General features: G+C 66.4%; 18 protein-coding genes. 6 read left to right on the top strand and 12 right to left on the bottom strand.

What is annotated here, in order from left to right:
- Positions 1-7 precede the first annotated feature (7 nt).
- Both H9638_RS00845 and H9638_RS00850 read left to right on the top strand, forming a co-directional pair.
- Complete coding sequence (locus tag H9638_RS00845) at positions 8-1,300, top strand: alpha/beta hydrolase (RefSeq protein ID WP_191745303.1); 1,293 nt, start codon at positions 8-10, stop codon at positions 1,298-1,300.
- A complete protein-coding gene (locus H9638_RS00850) occupies positions 1,297-2,079 on the top strand; it encodes a phosphatase PAP2 family protein (RefSeq protein ID WP_191745304.1) in 783 nt (260 codons plus the stop codon). The genes H9638_RS00845 and H9638_RS00850 overlap by 4 nt, the downstream gene beginning before the upstream one ends.
- Here H9638_RS00850 and H9638_RS00855 read toward each other — a convergent pair.
- The 3 genes from H9638_RS00855 to H9638_RS00865 form a co-directional block, all read right to left on the bottom strand.
- Positions 2,076-2,879, bottom strand: a complete 804-nt coding sequence (locus H9638_RS00855; protein ID WP_191745305.1) for an HAD family hydrolase — start codon at positions 2,877-2,879, stop codon at positions 2,076-2,078. The genes H9638_RS00850 and H9638_RS00855 overlap by 4 nt on opposite strands.
- 146 nt (positions 2,880-3,025) lie before the next feature.
- Entirely contained in the window at positions 3,026-3,940 is a 915-nt protein-coding gene (locus tag H9638_RS00860; protein ID WP_191745306.1) for a carbohydrate kinase family protein, read from the bottom strand.
- A 33-nt stretch (positions 3,941-3,973) separates the two neighbouring features.
- Positions 3,974-4,750 (bottom strand): alpha/beta hydrolase family protein, encoded by a 777-nt coding sequence (locus H9638_RS00865; protein WP_191745307.1) that lies wholly within the window; start codon positions 4,748-4,750, stop codon positions 3,974-3,976.
- Between the two features lie 193 nt (positions 4,751-4,943).
- Here H9638_RS00865 and H9638_RS00870 point away from each other — a divergent pair, with 193 nt between their 5' ends.
- Both H9638_RS00870 and H9638_RS00875 read left to right on the top strand, forming a co-directional pair.
- Complete coding sequence (locus H9638_RS00870; RefSeq protein ID WP_191745768.1) at positions 4,944-6,050, top strand: GTP pyrophosphokinase; 1,107 nt, start codon at positions 4,944-4,946, stop codon at positions 6,048-6,050.
- A gap of 173 nt (positions 6,051-6,223) precedes the next feature.
- Positions 6,224-7,225: an SDR family NAD(P)-dependent oxidoreductase gene (locus tag H9638_RS00875; RefSeq protein ID WP_191745308.1), complete on the top strand. Its 1,002-nt coding sequence runs from the start codon at positions 6,224-6,226 to the stop codon at positions 7,223-7,225.
- 74 nt (positions 7,226-7,299) lie between these two features.
- Here the strand turns inward: H9638_RS00875 and H9638_RS00880 are convergent, their stop codons facing one another.
- From H9638_RS00880 to H9638_RS00890, 3 genes are all read right to left on the bottom strand, one after another.
- Positions 7,300-7,767: an SRPBCC family protein gene (locus H9638_RS00880; protein WP_191745309.1), complete on the bottom strand. Its 468-nt coding sequence runs from the start codon at positions 7,765-7,767 to the stop codon at positions 7,300-7,302.
- A gap of 63 nt (positions 7,768-7,830) precedes the next feature.
- Positions 7,831-10,299 (bottom strand): phosphoketolase family protein, encoded by a 2,469-nt coding sequence (locus H9638_RS00885; protein ID WP_191745310.1) that lies wholly within the window; start codon positions 10,297-10,299, stop codon positions 7,831-7,833.
- 55 nt (positions 10,300-10,354) lie between these two features.
- Positions 10,355-12,976 carry an ATP-dependent DNA ligase gene (locus H9638_RS00890; RefSeq protein ID WP_191745311.1) on the bottom strand — a complete coding sequence of 874 codons (2,622 nt, stop codon included), beginning with the start codon at positions 12,974-12,976 and terminating at the stop codon, positions 10,355-10,357.
- Positions 12,977-13,109: 133 nt separating this feature from the next.
- On the opposite strand from H9638_RS00890, the gene H9638_RS00895 reads away from it, so the two are divergent.
- Positions 13,110-14,597, top strand: a complete 1,488-nt coding sequence (locus H9638_RS00895; RefSeq protein WP_191745312.1) for an SDR family oxidoreductase — start codon at positions 13,110-13,112, stop codon at positions 14,595-14,597.
- Between the two features lie 88 nt (positions 14,598-14,685).
- Positions 14,686-15,921 carry a L,D-transpeptidase gene (locus H9638_RS00900; RefSeq protein ID WP_191745313.1) on the top strand — a complete coding sequence of 412 codons (1,236 nt, stop codon included), beginning with the start codon at positions 14,686-14,688 and terminating at the stop codon, positions 15,919-15,921.
- On the opposite strand, the gene H9638_RS00905 is transcribed toward H9638_RS00900, so the two are convergent.
- The 6 genes from H9638_RS00905 to H9638_RS00930 all read right to left on the bottom strand — a co-directional run bounded on the left by H9638_RS00905 (position 15,918) and on the right by H9638_RS00930 (position 19,511).
- Positions 15,918-16,139, bottom strand: coding sequence for a PLD nuclease N-terminal domain-containing protein (locus H9638_RS00905; RefSeq protein ID WP_191745314.1), 222 nt, complete (start codon positions 16,137-16,139; stop codon positions 15,918-15,920). The genes H9638_RS00900 and H9638_RS00905 overlap by 4 nt on opposite strands.
- Positions 16,140-16,188: 49 nt before the next feature.
- Entirely contained in the window at positions 16,189-16,623 is a 435-nt protein-coding gene (locus H9638_RS00910; RefSeq protein WP_191745315.1) for a hypothetical protein, read from the bottom strand.
- A gap of 155 nt (positions 16,624-16,778) precedes the next feature.
- Positions 16,779-17,615 carry an alpha/beta fold hydrolase gene (locus H9638_RS00915; protein WP_191745316.1) on the bottom strand — a complete coding sequence of 279 codons (837 nt, stop codon included), beginning with the start codon at positions 17,613-17,615 and terminating at the stop codon, positions 16,779-16,781.
- A gap of 70 nt (positions 17,616-17,685) precedes the next feature.
- Positions 17,686-18,276 carry a sugar O-acetyltransferase gene (locus H9638_RS00920; RefSeq protein WP_191745317.1) on the bottom strand — a complete coding sequence of 197 codons (591 nt, stop codon included), beginning with the start codon at positions 18,274-18,276 and terminating at the stop codon, positions 17,686-17,688.
- 68 nt (positions 18,277-18,344) lie between these two features.
- Positions 18,345-18,818, bottom strand: a complete 474-nt coding sequence (locus H9638_RS00925; RefSeq protein ID WP_191745318.1) for a hypothetical protein — start codon at positions 18,816-18,818, stop codon at positions 18,345-18,347.
- 87 nt (positions 18,819-18,905) lie between these two features.
- Positions 18,906-19,511, bottom strand: a complete 606-nt coding sequence (locus H9638_RS00930) for a LysE/ArgO family amino acid transporter (RefSeq protein ID WP_191745770.1) — start codon at positions 19,509-19,511, stop codon at positions 18,906-18,908.
- Between the last annotated feature and the right edge of the window lie 32 nt (positions 19,512-19,543).

The raw sequence follows: 19,543 nt of genomic DNA on the forward strand, positions 1-19,543 counted from the left end.
GCCTTCGATGAATATCCCACTGACAGCCGGGGCTGTTCCGGTGGTTTTGCTCTGCCTGGGGGTGCTCTCGGTGGCCTGGCTGTGCTGGGGGCGGGGCCGGAATCTTTCCAGGGCGATTCCGCTGGCTGCGGTGAGCGCAGCGGCATTCACTCTCCTGCTGTTTGTTTTGGCTGAACTCGTCTTCCACTGGTGGGACGCATCCTTGCCGCGCCACCTGTACGTATATACCTTCCTGGCCATATTTGCGGAGTTCCTCGCGGTGCGCCGGTTCCTGACCGCCCGGGGACCCGTGGGGCGCACCCTGCCGGTGCTCGCGGCGTTCCTGGTCCTCCTAGCCCTGTTCGCTGGTGTGAACGTGGCCTACGGCCAGTACCCGACCATCGCCTCGCTCTTCGAACGGCCCGGAACCAGCGGCGCCCTCCCCACCCGCGCACCCTCCAGCCCGGTGCCTCCACCGGCCGCTGAAGCTGCGTGGCAGCCGCCGCCGGACATGCCGCAAACGGGAAGTGTCTTCTCCGCCACCATCCCGGAATCGGGATCCGGGTATCCGTCCAACCCCGCCCTGATCTACCTGCCACCCGCGTACCTTGCCTCTCCTCCGGCAGAGAACCTCCCGGTGCTGGTCCTGCTCCATGGCCAGCCGGGTTCACCCTCCGACTGGTTCACCGCGGGACAGCTGGCGCAGGTGATGGATGGCTTCGCCGCAGCGCACAGCGGCCTGGCGCCCGTCGTCGTCGTGCCGGACCTCTCGGCGGCCGGGGCCGCCAACTGGCCGCTGTGCCTGGACTCAAACGCCGGCCGCTCGGCGACGTACCTGGCTGTTGACCTGCCTGCCTGGGTCAAGGCGAACCTGGCATCGGGGCTCACGGATGCCAGGCAATGGGCGGTGGCAGGGTACTCCTACGGCGGCACGTGCTCGCTGCAGCTGGCGGTCAACTTCCCGGAGGTTTATCCCACCTTCCTGGACATCGCCGGGGAGAGCGAACCAACTATTCCCGGCGGACGCAGCGCACTGGTGGACACCTATTTCGGCGGAGATGCCGCAGCGTTCACGGCACAAAACGCCCTGGACAAGCTGCCCACCCGGAGCTTCCCGGACAGCGCGGGAATTGTGGTGGTGGGCCGGGACGATTCCGTTTACGCGCCCCAGGGCCAGCAGGTGTACGACGCCGCCCGAGCAGCCGGGATGGACGTCCAGTTCCAGCAGCTGGACGGAGGCCACTCCTGGACCGTCTGGAAAGCCGGGCTCGCCAACAACCTCGACTGGCTCGCCGGGCGTCTTGGCATACTTGGACAATGACCGAGGCCGTCCGGAACCAGCTCCAGCGTCTCCTGGCGTCCGCCTCGGGACTGCTGGGCCGGCACGCCGTACTGGTGCTGACCCTCGTGGCGGGCCTGGTTCCCGCCCTGCTCCTCACCCTGGCCGCTGCCGGCGTTTATGACTCCGTCGTGGAAGAGGACGGGGTTGCCGGTCTGGATCAGCCGGTGCTGGATGCCGCTATCGCAGCCCGCAGCCCGGCGCTGGACACCGCCGTCACCGGGCTGACCAATCTGGGCGGAACGGTGGGCCTGCCGCTGATCGCCGGCGCCGCCGTCGTGGCGCTGTGCTGGTGGAAACGCACCTGGACGCCGCTGGTCCTCGTTGCCACGGCCGCCGCCGGGTCCCTGCTGATCACCGTGGTGGGGAAGTCGGTTGTGGGCCGGCACCGCCCGCCGCTGGAGGACGCCGTACCTCCGTACGAATACTCAGCCTCCTTTCCGAGCGGCCATTCCCTGAACTCCCTGGCGGTGATCGGCACCCTGGCCTATCTGCTGGTGCTGTACCTGCACTCGCGCCTGGCCCGGGCTGCGGCCATCACCGGTGCGGTTCTCTTCATCGCGGCGGTGGGTTTGAGCCGGGTCTATCTGGGCCATCACTGGCTTACGGACGTACTGGTCGCGTGGACCATCGGCCTGGCGTGGCTGGCCATCGTAATCACCGTCCACCAGGTGCTGCACCGGCGGAACACCCGCTCGTCGGCGGGCAGCGGTGCCGGCTCGTCGGCGGGTCCTGCCGCGGATGACCCTGACCGGGGCTAGAGCTCCCGGAGGAGGTCCTCCAAAACCTGCGCCACCCCGTCTTCAGCGAAGGGCGGTGCGATCGCGGATGCGGCGGCCCGCACCTGCGGGTGTCCGGAGGCCATGGCATAACCGCGGCCGGCCCAGCCCAGCATCCGCAGGTCATTGGGCATATCGCCGAACGCGACAATCTCGGCTGGCTTGATTCCCAGCGAACCGGCGTACTCGGCGAGGGTCACCACCTTGTCCAGACCCGAGGCAGACATCTCCAGCAGCGGCACCGAGGGCGCCGAGTGCGTGGTGGACACCAGGTGGGCCACCGCAGGCTGGACAGCCCCCAGGAACTCGTCCGGGTGCACGTCATCCACCCGTGCCAGGAACTTCACCACACGCGAGTCAGCACCCAGGGTCTTTTTCAGGGGCGCAGGAGTGACGTCGCCCAGCAGATCGGCACCGCCGGATTCCAGGAATCCGGGCTCCAGGTGAAAGCCGTCCACCGTTTCCGCGGCGAAGCGGACGGCGGGATAGAGGCTGCGGATGATGCCGGCGGCCTGGAACATTCCGTCCAGTTCCAGGGGATGGGACCAGGTGACTTCGCCGGCCTTCAGGTCGTAGAGAATGGCTCCGTTGGAGCAAATGACGGTTCCGGTGTGGCCGATCTGCTCCCGCAGCGGGTTCAGCCAGCGCGGCGGACGGCCCGTGACGAAAACAACTTCAATTCCTGCGTCCACGCATTTGTGGAATGCGTTGACCGTCCGGTCACTGATCCTGTTATCCGGCCCCACAATGGTCCCGTCCAGGTCACTTGCCACCAGCCGCATGTCCCGCCCTTCCGTCGGCTTCCAGCCTAGCCGGACGGACGTGGTTGTGCTTGGCGCGTCAGCGTGCCGGGATCCGGCCGGGAAGGGATTCGGTGGGATCGCAGGCCTGCACGTACCTTTCCTTTCCTCCCGCCAGGGGGCAGGGATTAGAGGAGTTCGGAGCGGTACGGCGGGTCCGCGCCCGGACGGGACACGGTGATGGCAGCGGCACGGGCAGCGTAGGTCAGGACCGCTTCGAGGTCCCCGACCCCGATCTTCCGCAGTTCCGGCCGTCGGGCGGCGCCGTCGAAGCCCCGGTCCATCAGCCCGGCCAGCAGCGCCGCCATAAAGGAGTCCCCCGCGCCGACGGTGTCGGCGACGCTCACGGTTACGGCGGGCACCGAGCAGGCACCGGAGGCGGCCACAGCCCACGGCCCCTGGGATCCGCGGGTTACGACGACGGCTGCCGGACCCATTCCCAGCCACCGCCGCGCAGAGGCCTCCACCGGCTCGCCGGGATAGAGCCAGGCGAGATCCTCGTCCGAGGCCTTGACGACGTCCGCCAGGCGCACGAACTTCTCCGCCTGGTCCCGCGCATAGGACGCATCCGTGATGATGGTGGGCCGGCAGTTCGGGTCATAGGTGATCGTGGCCTGGGGGTGCGCCCGCTCGACGGCGGTGAAGACCTCATCCGACCCAGGGGAAAGCATGGTGGCGATGGACCCTGTGTGCAGCAGCGTGGTGCCCGCCAGCAGCCGGGGCAAGGCGTCGGCCAGTCCGGGAATGGTCCATTCGAGGTCGAAGGTGTACCGCGCGCCGCCGGCGGGATCAAGGGTGGCGGTCGCGGTGCTGGTCGGCAGGTCGTCGGCGGGAAAAGCGTTCAGGACTGAGTTGGCCTTGAGGTGCTCGGCAATCAGCAGCCCGTAGGCATCCTTGCCGAACCGGCCCACGAACTGGACCGGGCGTCCCAGCCGGGCCACGCCCACGGCAACATTCATGGGGCTCCCGCCGGGATGGGACCTGCGGGGCGCGGTATCGCTGAGGACTTCGTCGACCAGGGCTTCGCCGATGACTGTGAGCACGCCCTCAACCTACCGATCGAACGGGGGGCGGCGCTACCCGGCTGCGGCTTTGGCGGCGTCGGCCATTGCCTGGAGGACCCCGTTCCACGCCGGCGTTTCCGGGGTGATCATGCCGTAGTGGTCGCCGGGAACCAGGCGCAGGTCCGTGTATCCGCCCGCAGCCTCGGCTGCCGCTGTGTAGGACTCCGCCAGTTTCAGCGGCACCGTCGTATCCCGGTCTCCGTGCAGGACGAACACCGGAGCACCCGCCGGCACCAGCAGCGTGGGATCGGCCAGCCGGTACCGTTCCGGGTCCTCCTCCGGGCCGGCCCCGAGAAAGTTGCTGACGGCACCATCGCTCAAACCCAGGTCGTGGGCCAGGCGCAGGTCCAGCACACCGGATTGACTGACGACGGCGGCCAGCGGCACGCGGGTGCCCGGGCTGCGGCCTCCCGTGCTGCGGTTCCCGGCAGCCCACACCGCGAGGTGCCCGCCGGCCGAGTGGCCCAGTGCAATAACCGGGGACGGAACTTCCCCCTGGGGGTCCTGGAGAGCCTTCAGGTCTGCCATCGCGTCGATCCCGGCGGCGATGTCCTGGAAGGTTTCCGGCCAGCCTCCGCCGTTGCCCGCCCGGCGGTACTCCAGGTTGACGGCCGCCCAGCCGCGGGCGGCAAGGTCGGCTGCCGCCGGGCGGCCGAGTTCCAGGGTGTACCCGGAGCGCCAGTATCCGCCGTGGATGATCACCACGGTTCCGAGGACCGGCTGCCCGGGCGGCAGCGTGAGCTCCCCGAACTGGTCCGGGTGCCCTCCGTAGCTAAACCGCTGCGGCACGCTGTCTCCCCCGTCCGTGGAATCTGTCCCGCTCCCGGCCCATCCCCGCTCCCGCAGCGGGCGCGCACACTTGTGTTCCTTAAGCTCTTGGCCGCCGTCGTCCTAATCTGGAGATGAGCCTATCCACCTGCAGCGGGGCACGCCCTGTTCCGTCACCGGCGTGGCCTAGGCTGGCAGGAACGGCGAAAGGACAATCGTGAGCGCGTGGGACACCCTGGATGACCGGCTGCGGCCGATAGTCCAGGCCAGTACGGATGAGTATGCCCGGGTCCGTCCGGCCCTGGAATCCGTGACGGCGGAGATGGAGGCGAGCCTGCGGGCGGTCTTTGCGGACAGCCAGGTTAAGCCGCTGTTCATCGCCTCCCGGACCAAGACGGTGGAGTCCTTCCGGGACAAGGCTTCCCGGACACTCCCGGCCGAAGATGCCAGCGAAGTCCCTACCCTCCTGTTCCCTGACCCGCTGCGGAACCTGACGGACCTGGTGGGGGTCCGCGTGATTATGACCCTTCCGCATGAGGTCGACGAAGCCGCGAATCTGATCAAACGGCAGCGGGCCGAGTTCGACTGCCGGGGCGACCGGGAGAAGGACATTGGCTCGATCGAGTCCGGCACCTACGGCTATTCCAGCCGGCATCTGATCCTGCGCACCATCCAGAATGAGACGGTGCGGGAGTTCCACCGGCTGCTGGAACCCACCCAGAAACCGAACGGCAGTTACCTCTTCGAGGTGCAGATCCGCACCGTGCTGGCGCATGCCTGGTCCGAAATTGAACATGACATCCGATTCAAGGCCGGGGATCCGCGGGCATGGAGCCCGTACTTTGACCGGCAGTTCATCGCCACGGCCGCCATGCTGGAGACGGTGGAGAACGAGTTCGCCGAACTGCACGAGAGGTATGAAACGGTCACCGGTTTCTGGGACGAGGAGGGTGAGGGCAGCGCTCCCCTGACCCCGAACCGGATCCGCGACATCTGGATGACGCTCCTGCCTCACGTCAACCGCAAGGCCGGCGACGACTGGGGCTGGGCCGCCGAACTGCTGGCCGCCCACGGACTCAGGACCACCATGGACCTGGCCGGTCTGCTGCAGGCCGATGCCATCACCCAGGTCCGCGAAGCCCTGGACCACCGCTACTCCCCGGGCCCGGACCGGTTGCTGGACGACCTCCTGCTCTGGCGGTTCGGCAAGGCACACATCGACCTCACAGCGGAACCGGAGGACGCTCCGGTCAAGCCGCGGCGCGAGTCGCTGGGCCGCCGGTACCGGCAGATGCAGCTTTACCGCGCACGGGAGAAGTAACTCTGGCTTCCGCTGCCGGTTTGGGGCATCGCTCCGGTCCGCGGCGGCAGCGATATCCCAAACCGGAGCGAATCGGCCCGGATCGATAATCTGACCCGGTCCTTGGATTCACGTGTATGTTCGAGGTCAAACGGCCGGGGACCTGCGGCCGCCCTTCACTGAAAGGAACGCCCATGGCGGCACACAAGCCCCTGACAGCACGGAACACCATCGAGGAGTGGCTGGCCCACCCGGAGGGCGGTCCGATCCTGCGCGGCTTCCTGGCGCAGAGCGGCAGCGGCGAAGCCGCGCTCGGTCCCGCCCGGAGCCTGAAGCTCCAGCAGCTGGTGGACCTCAGCCAGGGCCAGATGCCGCAGGCCGCAGTCGATGAACTGGTGCGGCAGGCCAACGGCGGGGTGATGCCCGAATTGGAAGAGACTGCCCTGCCGACCGTCGAAGGCCGGTTCGAGGGACGTACTGTCATCGTGACCGGTGCCGGTGCCGGCATTGGCCGCGCCACCGCCGCCCGGGTTGCCCGCGAAGGCGGCCGCGTGATCGCCGTGGACATCGCCGAAGAACGGGTCAAGGAACTGGCCGGGGAATTGGGCGAAGCCATTGTTCCCGTGGCTGCGGACCTCACCGATCTGGACGCTGTGGACCGGATCATTGCCGCGGCCGGCGGCTCCATTGATGCCCTGGCCAACGTGGCCGGCATCAACGATGATTTCAGCCCGCTTCACGAGGTTTCCGATGCCATGTGGCAGAAGGTCTTCGCGGTTAATGTCGACGGTCTGGTCCGGCTGACCCGCGCGGTGCTGCCGTCCATGCTGGCGGCCGGCCGCGGATCGATCGTCAATGTCACCTCGGAGGCCGGCCTGCGCGGCTCCGCTTCCGGTGTGGCCTATACCGCGTCGAAGCACGCCGTTGTGGGCATCACCCGCAGCACCGCATTTATGTATGCCAAGGAAGGCATACGTGTGAACGCTGTTGCTCCGGGCGGTGTGGCCACCGGTATTCCCATGGGCGGGGCGGTATCGGAGTACGGCGAAGCCCGCTTGGGCCCGGCCCGCATCAACATCCCGAGCATCGCCTCCGCCGAGGAGCTCGCGGCATCGATCACCTTCCTGCTGAGCGACGACGGCGTGAACATCAACGGCGCGATCCTGCCTTCCGACGGCGGCTGGTCCGCGGTTTAGGCCCAGCAATACCAACGACGGCGGCCGGTTCCCTTCGCAGCGAAGGGAACCGGCCGCCGTCGTACCTTTAGCGGTTAGCCGCCCGCGACAGCAGCCGCCAGTTTGTTCAGCGACTCCTCCAACTCATCCTTGCTGATCATCGGGAAGGACACCTTCTTCAGGGTCTCCTTGTCGGTGACCTTGCTCCAGTCGTAGGTGAGGGTCACTTCGGTGGAATCCGGGCCCAGTGCGTCCAGCTCCCAGACCCATTCCCAGCCCGCCGGCTCCGTGCCGGCAACGGCTGTCTGCCAGGCCAGGAGCTTATTGTGGTCGAAACCGGTGACGTGGTTGTCCGTCTTGTAGTCGCCCATTTTCTGGTTGTTCATGTTCATCGTGAACACATCGCCCACCTTGGCGATGCGGTCGGTCTTCTCATCCGAAATCACCATGCCGGCGCCGTCCAGTTCGGGATGCCGTTCGGGATTGGACAGCAGGTGGAAAAGATCTCCTGCCGCTGCGTCGATGACGCGGGAAACGGAAATGGTTGACTGCTCGGTGGACATATTTCTCCTTCGTGTAGACGGATCATGCCATCCCCGCACGGGCGGTTGCCCGGCTCGGGAAATCTAGTCAGCGGTGGACCGCTGTGCCTCTTCGAGGGCCCAGCCGCTGATAAAGGGCGGGTCCTGGCCCTCGTCGCGGGTGTACTGGCGGCAGCGTTCCCGCTCGTCCTGGAGCCACTGCCGGAAACCGGCCTGCGTGGATCCCAGCGACGGTACGCGGTCCAGCACGTCGATGGCCAATTGGAACCGGTCAATCTGGTTCAGCATGGCCATGTCGAACGGCGTGGTGGTGGTGCCCTCCTCCTTGTAGCCGCGCACGTGCAGGTTCCCGTGGTTGGTGCGCCGGTAGGTCAGCCGGTGGATCAGCCACGGATAGCCGTGGTAGGCGAACACAATGGGCTTGTTCTTCGTGAACAGGGTGTCGAAGTCCCGGTCGGAGAGTCCGTGCGGGTGCTCGGCGGAGTCCTGGAGCCGCATCAGGTCCACCACATTAACCACCCGGATCCGCAGTCCGGGCAGCCGCTCCTTGAGCAGCGCCGCCGCGGCCACGGTTTCCAGGGTGGGGACGTCCCCCGCACAGCCCATCACGACGTCGGGATCCGGCTTCGCGCCCGGCCCGCTGTCTTCACTGCCGGCGAAGTCCCACACACCGATACCGCGCTTGACGTGCAGTTTCGCTTCGCCGGGAGCCAGCCACACCGGGGCCGGCTGCTTTCCGGAGATCACCACGTTCACCCGGTTCCGGGTCCCGAGGATGTGCTGGGCGACGGCCAGCAGGGTGTTCGCATCCGGCGGGAGGTACACCCGGATCACATCGGCTTTCTTGTTGACCACGTGGTCAATGAAGCCGGGATCCTGGTGCGAGAACCCGTTGTGGTCCTGCTGCCAGACGTGGCTGGAGAGCAGGTAGTTCAACGAGGCGATGGGCTGGCGCCAGGGCAGCTCCCGGCTGACCTTCAGCCATTTGGCGTGCTGGTTGAACATGGAATCGACAATGTGGACGAAGGCCTCGTAGCAGTTGAACACCCCGTGCCGGCCGGTGAGCAGGTAACCCTCCAGCCAGCCTTCGCAGAGGTGTTCGCTGAGGACCTCCAGGACCCGGCCGCTGCGGGCCAGGTGTTCGTCCACCGCCTCGATCCGCTGTTGCCAGACCTTGTCGGTAACGCCATACACCTCCTGCAGCCGGTTCGACGCCGTTTCATCCGGGCCGAAGATGCGGAAGTTTTCCGGGTTCAGCCGGATGATTTCCGCCAGGTAGCGGCCCAGGTTCAGCATCGGGCTCACCCGTTCACTGCCCGGCTGTGCGGTCTCCACCGCAAAGCCGGCATACTCCGGCAGCCGCAGGTCACGCAGCAGGTGCCCGCCGTTGGCATACGGTGTGGCACTCATCCGTGCGTCCCCCACCGGAGCAAGGGCAGCCAGCTCTTTGCGCAGCCGGCCATCGCCGTCGAACAGTTCCTGGGGCCGGTAGGACTGCAGCCATTCCTCGAGCTGTGCCAGATGCTCAGGATTGTCGTGGACCTCGGAGAGCGGAACCTGGTGGGCCCGCCAGGTTCCTTCGACCTGTTTGCCGTCCACGGTCTGCGGCCCGGTCCAGCCCTTGGGGGAGCGGAAAACGATCATGGGCCAGCGCGGGGCATGCTCCTCGAAGCCGCCGGCCAGCGGCGCCTCTGCCGGCTTGCTCCCGGTGCGGAAGGGCTCCTGAATGGCCCGGATCTCGGCGAGGCATGTGCTCAGCGCAGCGGCGAAATCCTCATGCGCGGTCATCACGGCGGCGGGGTCCTCCACGGTGACCACATGGGGGTGGAAACCGTAGCCTTCCAGCAGTTTGAGCAGCTGTGATTCGGGCATCCGGGCCAGGACCGTGGGGTTGGCGATTTTGTAGCCGTTCAGGTGCAGGATCGGCAGCACCGCACCATCCGCTGCGGGATCCAGGAAGCTGTTCGAGTGCCAGCTGGCCGCGAGCGGACCGGTTTCTGCCTCACCGTCGCCGATCACCGTGGCAGCGATGAGGTCCGGGTTGTCGAACACGGCGCCGTAGGCGTGGGCCAGCGAGTAACCAAGCTCTCCGCCTTCATGGATGGAACCCGGAGTCTCCGGGGCAGCGTGGCTGGGGACGCCTCCGGGGTAGGAGAACTGCTTAAACAGCGTGCGCATACCCTCCTCCTCCAGGCCCACATGGCTGTAGATCTCGGAGTAGGTGCCCTCCAGCCAGGCGTTGGCAACATTCGCCGGACCGCCGTGTCCGGGTCCGGTGATGAACAGGAACGGCTGGCCGGATTCGTTGATCAGCCGATTCAGGTGCGCGTAGATAAAGTTCAGGCCGGGCGTGGTTCCCCAGTGGCCCAGCAGCCGTGCCTTAACGTCAGCTGTTTCCAGCGGACGGCGCAGCAGCGGATTGTCCCGCAGATAGATCTGCCCCGCGGAGAGGTAGTTCGCCGCCCGCCACCACGCATCAACGCCGTCCAGTTCGGGTTCCGGCGGCACGGCGGTCCCGGCCAGGCGGGTCTGGGGTGTTCCTGTCTCGGTCATGTTGTGCGTTTCCTCCCGTTGGGGACGTGGATACGGTTTTCGAAACTTCGGGCCCCTAGGAATCTGCGGCTTCCGCGGCGTCCGGAACTTCCGGCACGACGTCGGAGGGCCGCTTGTCCGGCCGCAGCCCGCGCCACACCGGGTGGCGGAGTTTGCCGGTGCCGGTGCGCTCCGCGTAGGTCACCTCGCCAACCAGGACCGGGCGCACCCAGCGGGCGTCGGAAGCATCGGCCCGGGGAACACCATCCAGCGGCGGTGTTTTACGGCCAAGCTTTTTCAGCCGGGAGCCGACGGAGGCGAGGTCCCGTTCGCTGAGCCCTGAACCTACCCGGCCGATGTACAACAGGTCTGTCCCCTCCGGGATGGCGACCAGCAGCGAACCAACCTTGTTCGCCCGGTTGCCCTGCCCGGGACGCCAACCGACAACCACCACTTCCTGGGTGAGCTGGTTTTTGAGTTTGATCCAGCTGCGGGACCGCTGGCCCGGCGAGTAATCCGAAGCCAAACGCTTGGCCACCACACCCTCCAGCCCCAGCTCCTTGATGGCAGCCACAGCCTCGTCCATGGAGAGGTCCAGCGCGGGCGGCACCTGGACGTGGCCGTCCGCATCCGCGGATTCCACTGCCTGTTCCAGGATTTCCCGGCGCTGCTCATAAGTGAGGTCCACCAGGGAGTTGCCATCCAGCCACAGCAGGTCGAAGGCCATGAACTGGACGGGGGTCCTGGCGGCAGCCGCCTCGGCGTCCTTGGCCCGGGTCAGGTGCATCCGCGGCTGGAGCAGACCGAAGTCAGGACGTCCGGCCTTGTTCAATGCCACAATCTCCCCGTCGAGTACCGCCCGTTCGCCGTTCAGCCGTTCCCCCAGCTCCTGCAGCTCGGGGTAGGCGGTGGTCATGTCGTTTCCGTTCCGGCTGATCAGCCGGGTCCCTTCCGGGGTGACTTCGGCGATGGCCCGCACCCCGTCCCATTTCATTTCGAACGCCCACTCGGCGTCGTCGTTCACGTCCGCCCGCGTGCCCAGGGTGGCGAACATCGGCTTCAGCGGGGGCATCCCGGAGTCCCGGATGTCCTGCTTCACCGCCGCTGCGTCCGGCAGCGGCAGGGGTTCCGGGCGGGATTTCGCGGCGGCGGAGGCCGTCTTCACCGGAGTTTCTTCCGGAGACTTCTGTTCCTGCTGTTTTCCGCCGCGGGTGGCGGCGCTCTTCGGGGCATCGGAGTGATCCGCCGGCCGCTGGTCCTTCATCAGGTGCAGCAGCCAGTTGCTCTTTCCATCCTCGCCGCCGGTATGGATGAAGGCGAAGCGCCGGTGGGCCGAACCATCCCGCGCCAGTCCGCCGTCGGGCTGGCCGTGCACTGTGACTATCACTTCCTTGTCCGGCCGCCATTTCTCCGTCTCGTAGGTGCCGTGGTCCCAGATGGTTACTTCTCCGGCCCCGTATTCGCCCTTCGGGATGGTGCCCTCAAAACCGCCGTAGTCCAGCGGATGGTCTTCGGTCTGCACGGCCAGGTGATTCTTGGCCGGAGTGGTCGGCGGCCCTTTGGGCACGGCCCAGGAGACCAGCACACCGTCCCGCTCCAGCCGGAAGTCCCAGTGCAGGCGGCGGGCGTGGTGCTCCTGGATGACAAAGCTGTTGCCGTCCCCTTCCACTGCCACCGGCTCGTGCGGGACGGGTTCGGGGGTTTTCGCGGCGTCCCGCATGCTGCGGTATTTGTGCAGCCTGTCCTGCGGCGGTCCACCGTCTTCCGCGGGGAAGGCAGCGGCGTCCGCCTCCCCGCCGTGCATGCCCGCAAGTGGGTCACCGATCTCCTCCACCCGTTTCAGCACCTGTTCGTAGGTCAGCTGCTCCAGCGCCGGATCCTCCAGTTCCTCCCAGGTACGGGGCGCCGCAACCATGGGCTGGAACCGCCCGCGCAGCGAATATGGGCAGATTGTGGTCTTGTTCGCGTTGTTCTGGCTCCAGTCCACCAGGACCTTGCCTTTGCGCAGGGCCTTTTTCATGTCACTGACCACCAGGTCGGGATGGTCGGCTTCCAGCGCCCTGGCCAGTTCGTGTGCCACGGCACTGACCTCCTCCGACGTTTGCTTTTGGTCCAGTGCGGCATAGAGATGGATACCCTTGGAGCCACTGGTAACCGGCCGGGGGTCCAGGCCCATATCGGTCAGGATTCCGCGGGCCAGCCGTGCCACTTCCGCACACTCGGCCAGGGACGCGCCGTCCCCGGGGTCAAGGTCCAGGACCAGGCGGTCGGGATTCTGCCGGGCGCCGCGTGGACCGAACCGCCACTGCGGGACGTGGATTTCCAAGGCGGCCAGCTGCGCCAGCCAGGTCAGCGTGGCCAAGTCGTTGACCAGGGGATAAACGCTCGCATGGTCCTTATGTTTGATCGCGTAGCGTTTCACCCAGCTGGGAGCGGAATCGTCAATGTTCTTCTGGAAGAACACTTCTCCGGGTTTCGCGGGGGTCCCGACGCCGTTGACCCACCGCTTGCGGGTCGCGGGACGGTTCCGGGCATACGGGACCATCACTTCGGCGATGGCAGCGTAGTAGGACAGCACATCTGCCTTGGTGGTTCCGGTTTCCGGGTAGAGCACCTTGTCCAGCGACGTCAGGCGCAGGCGGTGTCCGTCCACATTGACCGTTTCCCGCTGCTGCGGGCCCGTTCCCGTTCTCGCCATGCCCCCTAGTCTTACCGGGGTTGGCACCCAAACGCCAGTAGACATCAGCATGCTTACAAAATGTTGCAGCCGTTTTCCCCGCTGGAACAGCGGCAGACCCACGCCCCCCTGCCACGGTGTGTATGTTGGGAAAATGACTGATGTGCAGCGGGTCCTGGTTACCGGCGCCACCGGGTACATCGGCGGGCGGCTGGTGCCCCTGCTGCTGGCGGACGGCCATACCGTCCGGGTACTGGTCCGGTCCCCGGAGAAACTCAATGACGTTCCCTGGCATGACGATGTCGAAATCGTGAAGGGGGACCTGTCCGACGCAGAATCAGTGGAATCGGCCTTCCAAGACGTGGACACGGTGTACTTCCTGGTCCATTCGATGGCCTCGGGGAAGGGATTCGCTGCCCAGGAGGAGGCGATCGCCCGGAATGTGGCGGACGCAGCCGAACGGGCCGGCGTAAAACGCATCGTTTACCTGGGCGGTCTCCACCCGGACTCCGGGGAGCTCTCACCCCACATGGCCTCGCGGACCGCCGTGGGAAGAATCCTCCTGGACGGCGCGGTACCGGCGGTCGTCTTCCAAGCCGGGGTGGTGATCGGCTCCGGCTCCGCATCCTTCGAGATGATCCGGCACCTGACCGAAACCCTTCCCGTGATGCCGGCCCCCAGCTGGGTCCGCCGCCGGATCGAACCGATTGCCGTCCGGGACGTCCTGCACTATCTGACCCGCGCCGTCGACCTCCCCGACGGAATGAACCGCACCTTCGACATCGGGGACCGGGAGGTACTGGAGTACGCGGACATCATGAACGGTTACGCCGAGGTGGCGGGCCTCCCCCGCCGCCGGATCTACGCCCTGCCGCTGCCCGCTCCCAAACTGGCCGGCCTGTGGGTGGCACTGGTGACCCCCATCCCGCTCTCCATGTCCCGGCCCCTGGTCGAATCACTGCAGCATGACGCAGTCGCCAAGGAAAGGGACATCGACGGGTACATTCCCGCCCCGGAAGGCGGACTGACCAACTACCACGACGCCGTGGCCCGGGCCCTGGGCAAGGAGGCCCGCGGCGAGGTGGAAACCACCTGGGCCAGCGCCTCCAGCGCGGCGGACCTGGCGTCGGAACCCCTGCCTTCGGACCCCGACTGGGCGGGACAGACCGTCTACGTGGACCAACGCCGGCGCCGCTCCGCCGTCGACCCGGCGCATGTCTGGCAGGTTATCGAAGGCATCGGCGGCAAGAACGGGTGGTACTCGCTGCCCATGGCGTGGGCCATCCGGGGCGTACTGGATAAGACCGTGGGCGGTGCCGGGCTCACGCGCGGACGCCGCAATCCGGCAACCCTCCTGACCGGCGATGTTGTGGACTGGTGGCGGGTCGAGCTGTTGGAACGCGGCACCCTGCTGCGCCTGCGGGCGGAAATGCGGGTTCCCGGCAAGGCCTGGCTGGAGCTGCGGGTGGATCCCGACGGCGGCGGCAGCGTCTACAGCCAGCGCGCCATCTATTTCCCCCGCGGCCTGCTGGGACGGCTGTATTGGTGGCTGATCTACCCCTTCCATGGGCTCATCTTCCCGTCCATGGCCAAGAACATCACCCGGCAGGCAGCCCGGCTCGCGGAGCAGGACGCAGGATAGGACCGACTCCGGATAAGCGCACAATGAGGCAGGTTGGCTGACGTAGGATAACTTCAGCCGGACAAGAACGCAGGGGAAGAATCGAATCGTGCAGGAAAAGAGCAACCGTAAGCGGTGGATAGCCCTGGCCGCAGCGGCAGCAGCGCTGGTGGTTGGCGGCGCAGTGGGTGTAGCCGTTGCCAGCGGCGCTTTCGAGGGCGGGAGTTCCTCCGCCCAGACGCCTGGACCTTCCTCCCCGCCCAGTGAACCCGCGGCCCCGGCGGTCCCCGTGGAGTTCACTGCCGAACCCGCAGACCAAGCCGTCGAGGTCAACCCCATCACGGTGCCCACGCTTAAGGTCGAGCACGGGACCATCGATTCCGTGAGCCTGGTGTCCAGCGGCGGCACCAAGGTCACCGGTGACCTGACAGGCGCGAAGACCGAATGGTCGGCGGCTGAACCCCTGGCGTTCAACACGGAGTACACCTTCGAGTTCACCCTCGCCGATGCCAGCGGCAAGACCACCACTGCGTCACAGACTTTCCACACCGTGACGCCGCCGCATGAAGCCAACGCCTTTATGGGCCCGGTGGACAAGTCGGTTGTCGGCGTTGGGCATCCCATTGAGATCAAGTTCAGCGAGCCGGTCACCAATAAGACCGCCGTCGAAGAAGCCATCACCATCACCAGCTCCGCCACCCAGACGGGCGCCTTCTACTGGATCACGGACAACTGGGTCCGCTACCGCCCGGAGACCTTCTGGGAACCGAATTCCACAGTCACCGTGGATATGAAGCTCTTCGGCGTGGATTTCGGCAACTCAATGATCGGCAACTTCAACGAGACGCGCACATTCACGGTGCACAACAGCAGGGTCGCCGTCGTCGACAACCTGACCAAGACCATGCAGGTCTTCATTGACGGACAGCTGACCAGGACCTTCCCCGTAACCCTCGGCGACGAGCAATGGCCCTCGCCGAGCGGCTATCAGGTGGTGATGAGCCAGCACGCGACACTGCCCTTCCGGGCGGAGAGTATCGGCCTGAAACCCGGCGACCCGGACTACTACGAGCCCTTCGATGCGTCCTGGGCCAGCCGGCTCACCAACGGGGGTGTGTTCGTCCATCAGGCGCTGCCGGGCGCAATGGGTGCCCTCGGCGTCATTAACGTCTCCCACGGCTGCGTCGGAATGTCTCCCGAAGGCGCGAAGTACTTCTATGACACGTTCGAACCGGGGGATCTGGTGCAGGTCCTGAATACCGGGGTTGGTCCGGCAGCTGTGTGGGACGGTTACGGCGACTGGAATATTCCCTGGACGGAATACTCCACTCAGCCCAAGGCCTAGTCCCGGCGGCGCCCAAACACGAAATACGAGAGGGGGCCAACGAAGTTCACTGCGCAGGCAGCACTCCACGCCGCCCGCGAACCGCGGACCTCGCTCCTGGGCCGGCGCCAGATATCCACCAGGGCAGCGCCTGCCAGCAGGAACTGGACGGCGGAGAGGATTCCCAGGCCCTTCTTTTGCTCCGAGCTGAGGTCTTTGAGGGACGTTTTCTTACTCATGGGTTCTCCTTGTTGCAGTCTGATGAGCTGATTAGATCAGGGTGCCTGGTCAGCGGCCCGTGCGGAGCTTGAAAACCTGCATCTGTTCGAGGACAAGCTGGACGACTGCGGTAAGGACCCCCAGGTTGATCAGGTTCGGGGCCGCGTAGCGCAGTCTCTGGCTCCACGGCTCAGTCATGTAGCCGTAGGAGTTCGGTTGAAGATAGGAAGGCTCGGGCGGAAAGATCAGGTCCGCGAAAAACCCGAACAACCCCAATGCCACCAGCCCGCCGGCCATCGCCCAGATCAGTGTCCGGTATCTGCGCTGCCGCAGCTCCAGGTCCGCCCAGACCTGGGGTGCGGCTCCCGGCTGGTGCTGCGGGGCATCGCTGATTTCCACCACCTGTGGCGCCTCATCGATGATGTCCCGGAAACCCCCGTCACTGCCGCCGCGCTGGTAGGCCTGGTCGTACCGCGGATCGAATTCACTTCGCTTGCTGGTCAAGGTGCAGCCATCCCATTCTTCGTGCGGGCGTGGGCGGTCGAGGCGGCGGGCGCCAAAGCCACCTCGGCACCCGCCGTCGTCCGCCCCTGCCCTCCCCCCATTGATGCAGCAAACTGTAACCGATCCCAAGCCGCCGGACCCGGGAGGGCGGTTCCCTACTTGGCGAGGAACTTCAGCAGCGCTTCATTGACCTCGGCAGCGTGCGTCCACAAGAGGCCGTGCGGCGCTCCCTCGATTTCCACGTAGTCGGCGGACGGGACGGCCTTGGCAAACTGCCGGCCGGTCGCGTCGATGGGCAGGATGTTGTCTGCCGTGCCGTGGACGATCAGGACCGGTACGTCGATCTTGGGGATGTCCTTGCGGAAATCGGTCAGCCAGGTCGGCTGCGCCGCAACCGCGGCGACCGGGCTTGCGGACACTGCCAGGTTCCAGCCGGCGTTGATGACCTCCTGGCTGAGCCGCGGGGTACCCAGCAGGTCATCGGCGTTGTAGAAGTTCTTGAAGAATTCCGTGAAGAAGGCATAGCGGTCCGCGGTGACTGCCTCGACCAGGCCGTCAAAGACCTCCTGCGGAACGCCGGTGGGGTTGTCTTCGGTCTGGAGCAGGTACGGCTCCAGGGACCCGAGGAAGGCAGCCTTGGCGATCCGGGCCGAGCCGTAGGTGCCCAGGTAGCGTCCCACTTCGCCCGTTCCCATGGAGAAACCGGCCAGGACAACGTCCTGCAGGTCCAGGGTGGTGAGCACGGCGTCGAGGTCGGCAGCGAAGGTGTCATAGTCGTAGCCGGTGGCGGGTTTCGAGGACTTGCCGAAACCACGCCGGTCGTACGTGATCACCCGGTAACCTGCGTCGAGGAGAGCCGCCGTCTGCTTTTCCCACGAGGCCCCGTCCAGGGGGTAGCCGTGGATCAGGACAACGGGCTGCCCCGAGCCGTGGTCCTCGTAGTACAGGTCGATGGAGGTGCTGTTTTCCGTGCCAACGCTGATCTGACCCATTCCTGGTTCTCCTGTCTCGACGAAGGCGGAAATATCCTTCCCGCCTCTCCCACTGTAGGTAACGGCCGCCTTAGGCGTCTGCGTCCAGTTCCCGGACGGTGCGTGCCGGGTTGCCAACGGCGACGACGTTGGGAGGCAGGTCCTTCGTGACGACGGCGCCGGCTCCCACCACCGTGTTCTCCCCGATACTGACACCGGGCAGTACGATCACGCCGCCGCCGAGCCAGACGTTGTTCCCGATGCTGATGGGCCGGGCAGCTTCCAGCTTGTCCCGCCGCGGTCCCGGCTCCAGCGGATGCGTGGGCGTGAGCAGCTGGACGTTCGGTCCGATCTGAACGTCGTCGCCAATGGTGATGGGGGCGACGTCCAGGGCGGTGAAGTTGTAATTGATAAACGTCCGCTCGCCAATGCTGATGTACTTCCCGTAATCGACGTAGAGCGGCGGCCGCACCTCGGTATCCGCGCCAATCGCCCCGAGCAGTTCGTTCAGGAGTTCGACGGCGGCACCCGGGTCCTGCGGCCAAAGGCGGGTATAGCGGTCGGCCAGGGAAATGGCCCGGCGGCTGTCTGCGGCCAGTTCCGCGTCGTCGGCGATATACAGGTCTCCCGCCTGCATCCGCTCCCGCATAGACCGTTGATCTCCCTCGAAGTAGTCGGTCATGGCACTCCTTTCGGACGTTCTGCCGGGAAGTCCCCTCCCTTCAACCTATCCGTTCCCCCGGTCCGGCGTTAAGGCAGGGCACCGGTCCGGCTGACCAGGAGGTTCTCATGCAGCTGCTCCCAGCCCTCGGCAGCTATGTCGTTCCTTCCGGCGTAGCCGTCCACCACCAGGGCTGCTCCGGCGCCCGGCGCGGTGCTGCTGACCACCAAGCCGCTTGCCAGTCCGCCGCTGCAGCCGGCAGACCAGCTTTGATCCCGGTCTTCGAACACTGTCACCAGGCAATGATCGGTGCTGCTGCGGGACACGTAGTAGCGCGCAGTGCCCGCGGAGGCCAGGTACCGGACCTCATCACCGCCGGCCTCCAGCCTCACCCAGCTGGGAAGCGTGTCCTGCTCGCCGGCCTCGGACTCAAATATGGCGAATGGCGGCGGCGGTGCTGAGCAACCGCCCAGCAGCAGTCCAGCCGCTGCCGCCAGGGCCGTCCAAGCAGCGGCGGGCCTTTTCCGCCGTTTGTGCGCACCCAGCAGCTGTGATGTCCCCATGTCCTGCTCCCCCGGTTTTTGTGGCCTGCAGCGGCCGCAGATTACCGGGAGACTACCACCCTTCCGCCACCGTTCTCCGGAACCCGGTCACGGGGAGCTGACAACCAGGCTGAGTGCCAGGACCACCATAAATACGCCGATGGCCACGTCCAGGATCCGCCAGGCCGAGGGCCGGGCAAATACGGGTGCGAGCAGGCGTGCCCCGAAACCAAGTGCGCTGAACCACAGGGTGCTGGCCGCGACGGCTCCGGCCGCGAATACCCACCGGCCGTCAGGGCCGTGGGAGGAGGCCAGGGAGCCCAGAAGCACCACGGTGTCCAGGTACACGTGCGGATTAAGCCAGGTCAGGCTCAGGCAGGTGAGGATCGCCGCGGCAAGCGTGCCCCGGCCTCCGCCCGTTGCCTCCAGGGCGGCCGGCCGAAGGGCACGTTTGAAGGACAGCACCGCATAAGCCAGCAGGAAGGCAGCACCGGCCCAGCGGATGGCATCCAGGGCCAGCGGTGCGGTTTCCGCGAGTTTCCCAATCCCAGCCGTACCCAGCAGGATCAGCACGGCGTCGCTGAGGATGCAGACGGCGAGGACCGGGAGCAGGTACTCCCGGCGAATACCCTGCCGGAGCACAAAGGCGTTCTGCGCACCGATTGCGATGATGAGGGCCAGGCCGCTGCCCAGGCCGGTGAAGAAGGGGGACAAATCCAATGGGGTCACCCTTCGACGCTAGGCGG

The organism is Arthrobacter pullicola (assembly GCF_014836875.1).
Taxonomy (GTDB): domain Bacteria; phylum Actinomycetota; class Actinomycetes; order Actinomycetales; family Micrococcaceae; genus Arthrobacter_B; species Arthrobacter_B pullicola.